The sequence below is a fragment of the Christiangramia aestuarii genome, assembly GCF_009735585.1.
Taxonomy (GTDB): domain Bacteria; phylum Bacteroidota; class Bacteroidia; order Flavobacteriales; family Flavobacteriaceae; genus Christiangramia; species Christiangramia aestuarii.
This window is the reverse complement of record NZ_VJVW01000002.1, coordinates 348,666-361,880: the sequence shown is the minus strand read 5'-3', so window position 1 is coordinate 361,880 and position 13,215 is coordinate 348,666. Positions and strand designations below refer to the sequence as shown.

Annotated in this window: 11 protein-coding genes; 6 read left to right on the top strand and 5 right to left on the bottom strand. The window is 35.8% G+C overall.

Going from position 1 to position 13,215, the window contains the following annotated elements:
* Positions 1-12: 12 nt before the first annotated feature.
* From FLP08_RS05680 to FLP08_RS05665, 4 genes are read left to right on the top strand one after another with little or no spacing between them, the layout of a single operon-like run.
* On the top strand, positions 13-2,811 hold the full coding sequence (locus tag FLP08_RS05680) for a DUF8426 domain-containing protein (RefSeq protein WP_156274915.1): 2,799 nt from the start codon (positions 13-15) through the stop codon (positions 2,809-2,811).
* 5 nt (positions 2,812-2,816) lie between these two features.
* On the top strand, positions 2,817-4,058 hold the full coding sequence (locus tag FLP08_RS05675) for an McrC family protein (protein ID WP_156274912.1): 1,242 nt from the start codon (positions 2,817-2,819) through the stop codon (positions 4,056-4,058).
* Positions 4,055-4,957 carry an MIT C-terminal domain-containing protein gene (locus tag FLP08_RS05670; protein ID WP_156274910.1) on the top strand — a complete coding sequence of 301 codons (903 nt, stop codon included), beginning with the start codon at positions 4,055-4,057 and terminating at the stop codon, positions 4,955-4,957. The genes FLP08_RS05675 and FLP08_RS05670 overlap by 4 nt, the downstream gene beginning before the upstream one ends.
* Positions 4,957-6,924: a DUF2779 domain-containing protein gene (locus FLP08_RS05665; protein ID WP_156274909.1), complete on the top strand. Its 1,968-nt coding sequence runs from the start codon at positions 4,957-4,959 to the stop codon at positions 6,922-6,924. Before FLP08_RS05670 ends, FLP08_RS05665 begins: the two co-directional genes overlap by 1 nt.
* Here the strand turns inward: FLP08_RS05665 and FLP08_RS05660 are convergent.
* Entirely contained in the window at positions 6,914-7,357 is a 444-nt protein-coding gene (locus FLP08_RS05660; RefSeq protein WP_156274907.1) for a hypothetical protein, read from the bottom strand. The genes FLP08_RS05665 and FLP08_RS05660 overlap by 11 nt on opposite strands.
* A 9-nt stretch (positions 7,358-7,366) precedes the next feature.
* Positions 7,367-8,065, bottom strand: coding sequence for a hypothetical protein (locus tag FLP08_RS05655; protein ID WP_156274905.1), 699 nt, complete (start codon positions 8,063-8,065; stop codon positions 7,367-7,369).
* Between the two features lie 541 nt (positions 8,066-8,606).
* Between FLP08_RS05655 and FLP08_RS05650 the strand changes: the two genes are divergently transcribed.
* On the top strand, positions 8,607-9,980 hold the full coding sequence (locus FLP08_RS05650; RefSeq protein WP_156274903.1) for an ATP-binding protein: 1,374 nt from the start codon (positions 8,607-8,609) through the stop codon (positions 9,978-9,980).
* 1 nt (position 9,981) lies between these two features.
* Positions 9,982-10,329, top strand: a complete 348-nt coding sequence (locus tag FLP08_RS05645; protein WP_238388447.1) for a cyclic-phosphate processing receiver domain-containing protein — start codon at positions 9,982-9,984, stop codon at positions 10,327-10,329.
* Between the two features lie 2 nt (positions 10,330-10,331).
* Here FLP08_RS05645 and FLP08_RS05640 read toward each other — a convergent pair whose 3' ends face one another.
* The 3 genes from FLP08_RS05640 to FLP08_RS05630 all read right to left on the bottom strand — a co-directional run bounded on the left by FLP08_RS05640 (position 10,332) and on the right by FLP08_RS05630 (position 13,026).
* Positions 10,332-11,225 (bottom strand): helix-turn-helix transcriptional regulator, encoded by an 894-nt coding sequence (locus FLP08_RS05640; RefSeq protein ID WP_156274901.1) that lies wholly within the window; start codon positions 11,223-11,225, stop codon positions 10,332-10,334.
* 14 nt (positions 11,226-11,239) lie between these two features.
* The gene (locus tag FLP08_RS05635; protein WP_156274899.1) at positions 11,240-11,728 is read right to left on the bottom strand and encodes a YqiA/YcfP family alpha/beta fold hydrolase; all 489 of its coding nucleotides are present in this window, start codon (positions 11,726-11,728) and stop codon (positions 11,240-11,242) included.
* 182 nt (positions 11,729-11,910) lie between these two features.
* Positions 11,911-13,026: a DUF2914 domain-containing protein gene (locus FLP08_RS05630; RefSeq protein ID WP_156274897.1), complete on the bottom strand. Its 1,116-nt coding sequence runs from the start codon at positions 13,024-13,026 to the stop codon at positions 11,911-11,913.
* Positions 13,027-13,215: the final 189 nt, after the last annotated feature.

Genomic DNA, 13,215 nt, shown 5'->3' with positions numbered 1-13,215 from the left:
CTATTAAGCTTCATGAGTGTATACACAGTTATTGAAAAGGCCCAGGAATTAAATCGATTAAAAACTGATAGAGACTATCTTTTCGAGTCTATTAATCTATTAACGCAAGAAAAGCTTGAAACCTTGAAGGAAACATTTCAACCAAATCAAGGGGTTCAGCCGGTAATTTTACTCCGATATTTGATAGTTAATTCACTTCTGGAAGGAAAGAAAGTTTCTGAAGAGGATATTAATAGTTTTAAGGAGGCAATCGAAAATCGCGATGTTTCTCAGTATGTAGATCTACCGGAAGAATATACTAAAGAACTTCAGAATTATAAAAAAAGTGATTTAGGTATGTTCCATCAGTGGAAGGATCCTTTTATTATTCTTTTTGCTTTTTTCTATGATTTAGAAGACAAACAACATTTCAAACAGGAGGTTACAGATTTAGGAAGAGATTTGATTGAAGAATTAAATCTGGAGAACGCCAAAGTACATCCAGTAGATTTTTATGGTCCTAATAATTATGGCCAGGATTTTGTTTGGGGAGCTGTTATTCCGGAAGATGCACCCACCGTGCAACGAGCGTATCAATTGTTTTTCAAAATATCAGCCGATGGTATAAACGGAGGAATTCATAAGGGTCATAAAATAGCTGGAGATGAGATTGAAGATACCGAGAAAAAATATTCATCGTGGGAGGATTTTCAAAAGGATGTGTTCGACCTAAAATCACAGTGGGAAAGTTTGAATAATTCACTCAATTTCAATTTTCAAAAGGATGAAAGAGAGTTTTTAAACAGGATAAAAAAGGAACCAATCGATGAAGCAGCTGTGTATATTGGACAATTGATAGGAATGCTGGAAAGTTTACCTATAAATGATGAGGAAAAATTAGTGTTCAGTGTAAAAAATAAACAGTTGAGTTTTCAAGTAGGAAATCGATATTGTCTGAATTTAAAAAATGGAAAATTCGATTTCATCGTACCAACGAATATTCAAATCGAAAATCTCAGAAAAGAAGAATTTTCTAATCCTAAAAATGCTGTTATCTATTATGGTGCCGACACAGAAATGATTGTAAAACATAGTGCGGATATTTTTGAAGCTGTAGGTGCCGAAATTCTTAGGGAAATGCCAAATGCTCCAAAGGCAGTAGATAATATCGCATTTAGAAAATTGGTCTTTGATGAGAAATATCAAAAGAAGATGTTCGGAATTAAACTGAAAAAAACTTTACCAAAAACCTCCAAAAATTTAACCGAATCAAAAATGCAATTAAACCTAAATCAAATTTTCTTTGGTCCTCCTGGAACGGGAAAAACTTATAATTCTATAAACAGGGCGATTGAGATATGTGATCCGGAATTCTATGAAACCAATAAATTTGATCGTAAAAAATTAAATAAGCGGTTTAAGGAATTATTGATCACAGATTGGGAAGAGCCAAAAGGTCAAATTGCATTTTGCACATTCCACCAATCTTATAGCTATGAAGATTTCGTCGAAGGTATAAAACCCCAGGTTAATAAAGATAAAAATGTGTATTATGAGATAGAGCCTGGCGTATTCAAGAGAATTTGTGATTTAGCTAATAGTAGTAAAAGTAGTACCAAAGTTAAGAAGGAGGGTAAAGTTGCTTGGTCTACGAATGATTTTGAAAAAAGAAGAGCTGAATTTTTTAAATTATCATTAGGAGAAGCTAAGAATGTAGAGGATAGAGCTATTTATGAGTTTTGTATTAAAAACGATTACATAGCTATTGGATTCGGGGGTGATAAAGATTTTACCGACATGAGTGAATCTGAAATCAGAGAATATTGCAAAGATCATGATGAAAATGCTTCTGCAGGTAGTCAGCTCAGTACTTTCATACATGGTTTAAGAAAAGGAAGTTATGTTCTGATAAGTAAGGGGAATCAATATGTGAGAGCCCTGGGTCGGGTAGTTGGTGACTATGAATATCATGACGAATATCAAATTCGGTACAATCATTTCCGAAAGGTGGAATGGATTTTTAAAGATGAAAATATTCCTGCGGAAGAGTTATATGAAGTTCCGCTTGATCATAGGGTCATTTATAAAATTGATGAAGATAGATTAAAAGATGATTTTTTTGTTTATGAGGGGACTGAAATATATGCAGAAGAACCTACCATTAAGCCCTACATTCTTATAATTGACGAAATAAATAGAGGTAACATATCTTCAATTTTTGGGGAGTTAATCACCCTTATTGAAAAGGACAAAAGAGCAGGTGGAAACGAAGAACTTTCTTTAACTCTACCTTATTCAAAGGAAAATTTTAAAGTACCTGATAACGTTCATTTACTAGGTACGATGAATACGGCCGATAGGAGTATTGAGGCACTTGATACAGCTTTAAGAAGACGATTTTCTTTTGAGGAATTTCCACCAAACTATGATTTAATCAGGAAGGAAAGTGACTCGGGAAAAATTGGGGGAGTGATCAATACAAAAAATGGAAAAGTTTCACTTGATAAAATTTTAGAAAATATCAATAGGAGAATTGAAAAATTAATCGATAAGGATCATAAAATTGGACATTCCTATTTTATGAAGGTCAATTCCGAAGATAAATTAAAGCACTCATTTAAGGATGAAATAATTCCCTTGCTTGAAGAATATTTTTATGGCGATTATGGTAAAATAGGATTGGTTATAGGATCTAGTTTCATTAAAAAGGAAAATGATGGATTCCAATTTTGTGATTTTTCCGATTATTCTCAGGATATGGTTGAGGATCTAAAGGAGAAGTCAGTATACAAAATCACACCATCCTCAAATTGGGATTTTACTAAAATTTAGTTTTAATGAGTCGATTAATCAGAGTTTTTGAGCATGAAAAACTTACTACCTTTTCTACGTGTAGTGAGAATAAACCTCTGGGTAAAAAGGTGATTGATAGACTTTGGGAGTATAATGATAAAAACAGGAATATTTATTTTGAAGCGATTCGAAATGGAGTGAAATTTAAAAGTTATGTAGGGGTAATTCAAATTGGGTCGGTAATAATAGAAATTCTTCCGAAAGCGGATAAATCTCAGGGTACGGATCAAGATAGAGGGGATTGGCATAGGATTTTATTAAGTATGCTTAAATACTGTAGGGGAATAAAAGTTGATGCAGTAACTGAAGCTTCTTTAAATAAAAGGTATCACTCCTTACTTGAATTATATTTTGAATTATATGTAAAAGAGGTTCAAACCTTATTAAAACAAGGTTTGATTAAAAAGTATTCGAAAAAATCTGGAAATGTTTTAGCTCTCAAGGGGCAAATAGATTTTAATAAAAATATCCAGCAAAATTTAATTCAAAAACAACGATTTTACACTAGGCATGAGATATATGATTATGAACACTTGATCAATCAAATTCTTCTGAAAGGATTATATGTATTAAAACTAATTTCGAATAATTCTTCTTTAAAAGATTCAATCGAAAGAACTATCGCAATATTTCCTGATATAAAAGAAATACCAATTGAGAAACATCACTTTGAAAGAATTACGTTGAATCGTAAGACGGAGAAGTATGTTGAGGCAATTAAGATTGCGAAAATGATTATTCTTAATTATTCCCCAGATATTAAGGGTGGGAATGATAATATGCTAGCTCTTTTATTTGATATGAATAAACTTTGGGAAGAATATGTTTATAGAATGCTTCGAAAAGTGGATGAAACTGGATTGAAAGTAAGTTTTCAAAATCGTGATAAATTCTGGGAAGAAAAAGCAATAAAACCCGATTTAGTTGTAGAACGAGTGATTGGAGAAAAGAAGGAAAAATTTATTATTGATACCAAATGGAAAATTATTGAAAATAATGAGCCCTCAGATGACGACCTGAAACAGATGTATGCTTATAACATGTATTGGGAAGCAGAAAAAAGCATGCTGTTATACCCTTCTTCTAAACCAACCACTTTAGACTACGGAAAATTTCATAAGGGCAGGGACAAACAAAATTTGTGTAAATTAGGATTTATAAAAGTTCAAAGTCCTAATGGTTTGAATATCAATCTAGGTAAGGAAATATTAAATCTACTCAATTGAAAAAATCCACAGCTCTTCATTTAGTAAATTCCGAGTTTTCATCGGCAGAATTAAATCACCGAAATACCAGTTTTTCGAATTTGATTGGTGGGAAACTGAGGTGGTGGATGAATATAAAGCTTGATCGGTTTAGAGAAACTATTAATATAATTCTTGTGGACAAAGAAGAAATATTTTGGCTACAGATACCAGCGAATACCTTTACTGATATTGAATCAAATTTCAAGATATGGGAAGCTAAAAATGCAGTTGACATTCATATTTCAGCCGACAGAAATGATCGATATATGAAGGATATAGCTTCAGGTGGATTTTTAATCGATTTTAAGTCGTTCGTAAAAGAGAGAATAGCAATTCCAGCGGAATATATACAGGAAGAATCTACAGAGAGTAATAAGCCAATAAGAAGAAGAGCCTCCGTAAATTTACCAAAGATAGGCCAGAAAATATTGCTTCACAATCAATCAAATATCTCATATAAATCCTTATTTGAAAAGTACCTGGAAGGCGCGACTAGAATTACGATCCAGGATCCATATATAAGATATCATCACCAGTTTGAAAATCTCGTAGAGTTCTGTCAAATTTTGGAGGATGTAAAACAAGATAATGCAGATTTGCATTTCGAGCTGGTAACATGGAATTCGGAAGAATTCAAAGATAACAGTAGAGAATACTTGAAAAGTTTAAAAGATAGCCTAAATGAATCTGGCATTAATTTCACCTATAAATTTGAAGATAAGCATGATCGATTTATCCAAACAGATACAGGATGGAAAATCATTTTAGGTAGGGGATTGGATATTTTCCATAAAGTCAATTCGAAAATTTCCCTTGCCCATAGGGATCAGACTAAAAGAAGGTGTAAGGCTTGTGAAATTACATATCTGAGAGTATAATGTCTCAACGTCTCCTCACCAAATCCCGCTTTAAACTGGCATTAGAATGTCCTAATAAGCTTTATTATACTCGAAAGAGTGAGTATGCAAACCAGCAACTGGAGGACCCATTTCTGGAGGCTTTAGCACATGGAGGTTTTCAGGTGGAAGAACTGGCCAGGCTGGAATATCCCGAGGGTGAATTAATAGAAAATAACGACTGGGATTACAACCTTCTTGTAGAACAAACCGAAGTATTGCTGGAGCGGGATAATGTGGTGATATTTGAAGCCGCCTTTAGATATCAAAATCTTTTTATAAGAACTGATATCCTTGTAAAAACAGGAAATAATATAAAGCTCATAGAGGTCAAGGCTAAATCCTTTGATCCTGATGATGAGTATTTGTTGATTGGGAAAAGGGGAGGTCTGGTAAGCGGATGGAAACCTTATCTGTTCGATGTGGCCTTCCAGCGATATGTGATCCATAAATGCCATCCGGAATGGAACATCAAATCCTATTTAAAGCTTGCAGATAAATCTAAAGTTGCAAAAATAGACGGCCTCAACCAGCTGTTCCGAATTACCAAACAGGCCAATAACCGAACAGGAATTATTAGAAAGGTAGATAGCCTGGAGGAAACCGGTGGCACGGTGCTAGGAGATATTAAAATTGACGAGATCGTCAATGGAATCGAAGCCGGTAAATATCGTATTTATGAAGATCTGTGCTTTGAAGAATCTATTAAGCTGTTTTCTGATTATTATCAACGAGATCAATATCTCGGATGGCCGGTGTCCTGGGCCTGTAAAAGCTGTGAGTTTAAGACAACTCCAGAGCAGGAAGCGGAAGGATTGAAGTCGGGATTTAAGGAATGTTTTCAGAAACAACTAGGTTGGAAACCGGATGATTTTAAAAAACCGACTTCCTTTGAAATATGGAATTTCAGAAGAGGAAGTAGGTTATTTGAAGAAGGCAAAATTCACATGGACCTACTGGATGAGGAGGATATCGGTCTCAAGGAAAATCCTAAAAAATTTTCAGGTTCTCACCGGCAATGGACGCAAATTGAAAAAAGTCGTAATAGAGATTATTCAGCAATAATATTCAAAGAAGAACTAAAAAGAGAAATGGATACCTGGAAGTTTCCTCTGAATTTTATTGATTTTGAAACTTCCATGAGTGCTTTACCTTTTAACAAAGGCAAGCGTCCTTATGAGCAGATTGCTTTCCAGTTTTCACATCACACCGTTAGTGCGGATGGCACGATTGAACATGCTTCGGAATACATCAATTTTGAGCCGGGGAAGTTTCCGAATTTTGAATTCGTAAGAGAGCTTAAAAAAGCTCTGTCTCAGAATTCGGGTAGCATCTTCAGATACTCTAATCATGAAAATTCGGTACTCAACCAGATCTATCAACAACTCTGTGATTCTAATGAAACCGATAAGGAGGAATTAAAAACTTTTATCAGAAGTATTACAAAAGCTTCAGGAAGTATAGCTGAAAACTGGATAGGGGAGCGGAACATGATCGATCTGTGCGAGGTCATTAAGGACTATTACTATAACCTTCATATGGGTGGATCCAACTCCATCAAGACTGTTTTACCGGCAGCCTTAAAAACTTCTAAATTGTTGCAGGAAAAATATTCCAAACCCATTTCTGAAATCGGCATGAGTTCCAATAATTTCCAGGAAGATCATAGTTGGCTTCAGATTAAGAATGGTGAAATCCAGAGTCCGTATAAAAGCCTGCCGCCATTATTCGAAGACTGGGATGAAGAGCAGCTGGATGCCACCGTTTCTGAAATGGGAAGCATTGCCGACGGGGGAGCAGCCCTAACCGCTTATGGTAAACTTCAGTATACTGATATGCCAGAGGAGGAACGCCTGGAAATCAAAAACTCTCTATTGAAATACTGTGAGCTGGATACACTGGCTATGGTAATGATTTACGAGCATTTGAGAGAATTAACTACTTCCTAGAAAGGATTTCAATTACTTTATTCTTTATTCCTCTATCGGCAAGTTTAGCTGCATCAATCGCCATAGTTTTGTTTATTCCATGTTTACTTACATTACCATTAATTTTCAGCCATTCCTCTAATTTCAATTTTCCTTTTGACTGATTAATAGTTCGTAAAGTAACGGCAACATTTTCCGGACAATTTACCACTTCAGCGATTTCATGGTTTGTTAATCGATCGCGGTAAATCATAAAAATTTCTTCAGAAGATCTGATATGTTCATAATCATACCGATCACCACCCCGTAAAGTATTACCGGTGTAGCAATCGGTATAAAGTGCTCGGCCATCACCATCAAATGCAATTGCTTGCTGATGCATTTTTGCTTTTACCTTGGTGAATAAAAAGTTTATTTCAGTGCGGCAGTAAGACCGATTTAAATCATTAGACATAGGTTAACTCTAGTTTTTTATTACATACTCTACACTTTCGTCAGATTCAAAATACTTTATGGCCGAATTTTTAAATCTGGTCATGGTAACATAGTTGAATGTTCCGCCTACAGCAACTCCAACTCCCATTGGTATTAATTTTCCTAAGGCGATTCCTCCTCTTTTAGTGCCATATTTCGTGAAGATTGTAGTTCCCACGCGTTGGTTAATTTTTGCTAATGTTTTCCCGCTTACTTTTTTGTTAAAAGTGGTAACGGCAACTTTAGTTGCAATCTTTCCGGTGGCTTTTTTCGAGGCTTCTATGGCCCCGCACCATAAACCAAGAATCCGTACAAATTCCTGATTGAAGTCTGAGCTTATATCCTTTCCATTAATTAATGCAATTCCATAACAGGTTGAAGCCATCCATCGTAACATTAGTATTAAGTCACCTGAAATAGTACCAGCTTCAATTGCGATCTGAACACCAGTCCCTACTCCTGGTATAGTGCTGGGCAATGCGCTCACTACACCGACTGAAGTATACTTATTTCTAATGCGGTTTGCATAAATTCGGGATAATTGTTTATTAGTTTTATTGGGTTTACCTTTTTTTAATTCAGTGACATCTTTTTGAACAGATTCAAAAGAAGGTGATACAAAATTGACGACTTTCATAAAGTCGAAATCTTTTGTGATTTCTAGTTTTTTGGTTTTAAGTATTGGCATTTGTAAGAGTTTAAAAATTCTGAAATTTAATTGTAAAACCAATTTTGTTTAGATTGAGTTTTACCAGTTATAAATCTATATTATTTGTTAACGGAAAAAGGAGCTGTTGAGGGAACGTATGGATCTGGCTGATTAACGTTCTCGAATAAAATTCAAATCAACTTAGCGAAATTAATTTTTGATTTCCTACGTCACGTAATGACATTCACTGTAATTAATCTTGTAGAAAAGAAGTAGTGGATGAAAACAGAAATAATCAACAATACTTTAAATGCAATTTCTAAAATTTATAACTCCTCTAAAGGAAAAAAGTTTGAAAAGCCCATTTTCCATAAAGTTGAATCAGAATTAACTCTATTATCAGGTAATCTTAGGATATCTCCAGAGGAAGCCTATCTTTTTTCGATAATATTTACTCAGTATATAGAGGACGAGCAGGTAGATTATACCTCCATTAGTAAACACTTAAAATGTAATTGATATACTGGCTCATTCAGAGATAATTCGGAAACTAAAAGATCAGTTTTTAATCGAGGCGAAAATGCAGACCGGAAGATTCAGTAAACGAAGGGAGAATTATATAATTCCCGATACTGTTAAAGAGTATGTTCTCGAAGAGAAATTCCCCATACCTAAACCTAATAATACCGTAGAATCGGCTATTGAAGTACTTGAAAAATGTTTTGATCTGGCAGATCAGTCCGAGGATAAAGAAATTAACGAGTATGAATGTGTTGGCCGTACCAAGTATTTTTTAGAATCATATTCGAACTTTAAGTTAATCAAGGAGATTCTAAACTTGAAACTGGCAAGTACGGAACAGGCGATTCTGGTTTATATGCTATGGATAAGTATTTCTGGAGAGGAAACTATTAGCATGTCTCGCTTGTTAAACATTTTTGAGCATAGATCAGTTTTGAAAATACGGAAGTCCCAGGAATTCATTTCTGGGAGGAATATCCTGATCAATTCTAATTTGGTAGAATTGGATAAGGCTAATTTCTTCAATGACTCAAGATTAAAGTTAGGTAAGAAAGGGTTGAAGCTTTTGGAGGATGAAGGGATTAAGATATCTGAAATTGACAAGCGAGAACTTATAGTTCATCAGGAAATTCGAGCAAAGCAACTCTTTTACAATTCGGAGGAAAAAAAGAATCTAAAGTTGCTTTTGAATGCATTAGAAAATGACCGATTTAGAAATATTCAGAAGCAATTAGAAGAAAAATCCTTGCCACCCGGCTTTAATTGCATCTTCTATGGTCCTCCGGGGACAGGAAAGACTGAAGGTGTATTGCAAATCGCTAAAAACACAGGCAGGGATGTGATGAAAGTTGATATTAGCGAAACCAAGTCGAAGTGGTTTGGCGATAGTGAGAAGTTAATTAAAAAGATTTTTACCAAATACGAAAGCCTGGCCGACTCTTCCGGGAATACTCCTATTCTTTTGTTTAATGAAGCAGATGCTATTCTTTCAAAAAGACTCGATGTTTCAGACTCTTCCATTGCTCAAACCCTTAATACTATTCAGAATATTCTGCTGGAGGAGCTGGAGAATTTTGAGGGGATATTTATCGCCACAACGAATCTTATCGATAACCTAGATCCGGCGTTTGCAAGGCGTTTCCTGTTCAAAGTTCAGATAAATTTACCAGGGAAGGAAGCTAGAAAAGAGATATGGAAAAATAAAATTGACTTTTTGACTTCGGAACAATACAAGGAACTGGCTCTAAGATTTCACTTTTCAGGAGGAGAAATTGAAAATATCACCTGTAAGATCTTTATGCATGAAATCATCAATTCTGAACAAATTGTTTTCGAAGAAATTCTGGAATTCTGTGCTCAAGAGAAGTTTGGAAATACTGGAAATAGACCTGGAGCCGAAAAGAAAACCATTGTTGGATTCCAAAAAAAGTAAAATGAAGGTTTTAATTTGGTTAGATGATATGCGCGATCCCTCTGATTCTAGAATGGACTGGCTGGCTTATAGTCCAATTGGAAGAAAGGTTGAAGTTGTCTGGTTGAAAGATTATCATAAATTCAGAAATTGGATCATGCAAAATGGATTGCCGGATGGGATTTGTTTTGATCATGATCTGGGTGAAGATACTCCCACTGGACATGATTGTGCTAAGTGGCTGGTGAATTACTGTCTGGATAATAAGGTTTCTCCACCGGTTTGGAGTTCGCAAAGCGCCAATCCCGTGGGAAAGGCAAATATTAACAGGCTTCTGAGAAATTTTATAAGTAGCCTGGAGAAGAATTGAATTTAATACTGAGATAAAGTAGCCCTGAGATTTTTCACGATTTCTTCCTTGAATTCTTTTGGTTCGATCACCTTTACTTTATTACCATAAGAAAGAATCTCCATCTTAAAATCATAGGTGGGCCGAATATAATACCTGAACTGAAATTCTTCTTCCGATTTACTGATCAAAGACTGACTAGGATGCAGGGGCAGAGACTCCACATATCTTCCCTGTTCAGGAGTAAAAGACAGTATGATCTCAGTAGCCTCTTCATTGGTGCCATTGATAATTCCAAAACAGTCTTTGAATTCTTTTTCCACATCATACGGGATAGGTTCAAAACCTGATTTTTCTATGAATAGGTTACCTATTCTATCCAGGGCAAAATTCTTGGCTCTCTGGTCATTCTCATCCCTGCCAATTAAATACCAACGGTTCCTGGATTCCTTCAGGGCTACCGGGGCTACTTTCCTATCACGGATGGAGTCATCCCAGAACTTTTCATAAGAGAAACTTACAAATAATTTATTCTGAATGGCATGTAGCAATCCGGCCATATGTTCGGTTCCCAGGGACCTTCTTTCTTCAAAAACAAGGCTGTCCCCAAAACCTCTTGACATCCTTATTGCGTTCAGGATCTCGAAATTTTCCCGCAGTCGTTTACTTGGTAGGTCTTCTACGTCTTCAACGATATAATATTTACTGGTTTTAGGATCATTTTTGATCTCGATATCGTAGATCGAGGCGATCGCCTTTATATCTCGTTGCATTGTCCTGATGGAGGTAGTAAGATTTTCCTCAACGGCATCGGGATCCTTTTCCATTTCTGCCTGGATTTCTTTAAAGCTCATAGGGCGTAGTCTTAGCAATGAAATGATCTTGGTATATCGTTTTATGGTTTGGCGTACAGACATGTTAAGTTGAGTTTTTAATAGCAAATGTTAGAAAAGAATTCGGCTACTTCGGTTTCGAATATATCCATTGGGATTCGATGACCCAGCTTAGAATCCACCTTAATGTTTAGCTCCAGCCGTTTTAAATACTGCTTAAGAAATTCCAAAGTTTCCTTTGGGTCTACTACCTCGTCCCGGCCACCCAGAAGGATCTGTTTCGGCGCCAGGCCTTTTACATATTTAGCTTTAAATTCTATGGGTTGATATTTAACTAGCGGAGGATTAAATAAAAGTGCGGGCCTGCCAATATTTTCAGAAATAATATAGGCATTCAAAGCTCCCATACTGCTGCCGATCACTACATTAAAATGGGTCTCTGGAAATTTTTGAAGGATCTCCAAAGGCTGAATATGTGCGGATTCATAATCGATGTCTGGCGCGTAGACTTTTCCGTATTGTTCAAGGATCTGTCTTTTTTCAGGACTTAATTTGCTTTTGAGTCCGTGCAGATATAAAATGTTCATTCTGTGAATTTAGAAGTTCAGAACAAATAAAACAAGGGAGGGCGACAAAAAATGTCGTTGTCCTGACCTTTCTACATTTTTTTCTCCCCGAAATTCATTTTATGGTGTCAGTTGGAATTATTGCAAAGCATAATTCCGGTACTCACGGTGGGTAATAAAAAATAGGAATGAGATGACAGTTTTTAAAATGATTTCTTTACCATTCCTGCTTTATGAGCTTCAGCAGTGTTTTTAATCTCAAAATCGACAATCCCAAGGATTAGTTCCTCTTCTGTAATTACTTCAACTTTCCATTGGCCTTCCTTAAGGTTATTTTTATAGGTATATCCACGGAAACCACGATCGCGCCCCCCGGCAACTTCAAAATCAATGTCATCGGTAACTTCCCATTTCCTGGTTTCACGATTGTACCATTTCCACCTGTGAAAAATGGACTTTTTTAGATCTGTAGGTGCAAAAACAGAAGTGAACACATAAACCCTTTCACCTGCCTGATGATGTAAAGTGACGTCATGTTTACGCCAGAATATATACCATGGATTTTTCTCGTAAGTAACTATGTATTCGTTATTTATTTTTTGCACCTCATAAGCCACCAACCCGGTATCCATAGCTAGCGGCACTGGCGGAATAAGATTGAAATAGTAAAAAATATTAATTGCTAAATAGATGGAAAGGATAAGACCGATCAGTTTTTTCAGACTTATCTCAGCTCTTGTGCCTGGGCTTGAGCTGTAAATAAAGGTGATGAGTGCAAGCGTACACCCCAAACTTATAAGCCCCGAAATGATAAAAATAAAGGTATTCATTTCCTTGATCAGCGTGGGAATAATAAAGGCGAAAAAGGTAAAACTGATAAAAAAATAAACACTGAACTGAAGGTATTTGTTGGAGATCTTCTTTTTAAGAAACTCGTTTGCGAATAAGAGCAGTACCAGCAGTATGAAAAAAAACATGGTTTTTGACATGGACACACTTCTGAAGAAATAGATGACAAAAGCACTTGAAAGTGCGCCAAAGAAGAACTGTATGGCTAGCGGTAAATATTCGGAATAACGTTCGATAAAAGTACCTTCCCACTTGCCTTCATCTACGGTATTAAATAAATAAAGCGTTATGGACAATAAGGTCATATGCGAGCAAAGTACCACCGTATCATAAACACGATCTATTCGCCCTAAGGTCAGGGTATCAAATATAAAACCCCCCATAAAAAAAAGGATGGGAGCGTACTTTTGATGGCGAAAAACGAACCTTCCAAAAGCAGTATTTCTATATCTTACTAAAGTTCTTTTCATACTGTATTTAGTAGCGCCAAATTTAGGATAAAAACTTCATCGGGATAATTGCTTTGACTTTTATGCTTGAGAGCTTATGAAAAAAAGCGGGATCAGGATCTTATCAAATATTGCAACGGAAGGGAATTATTTTAGTTTGCTTTTGAGTCTGTGGAGAAATAATAGGTTCATCCTGTGAATTTAGAAGTT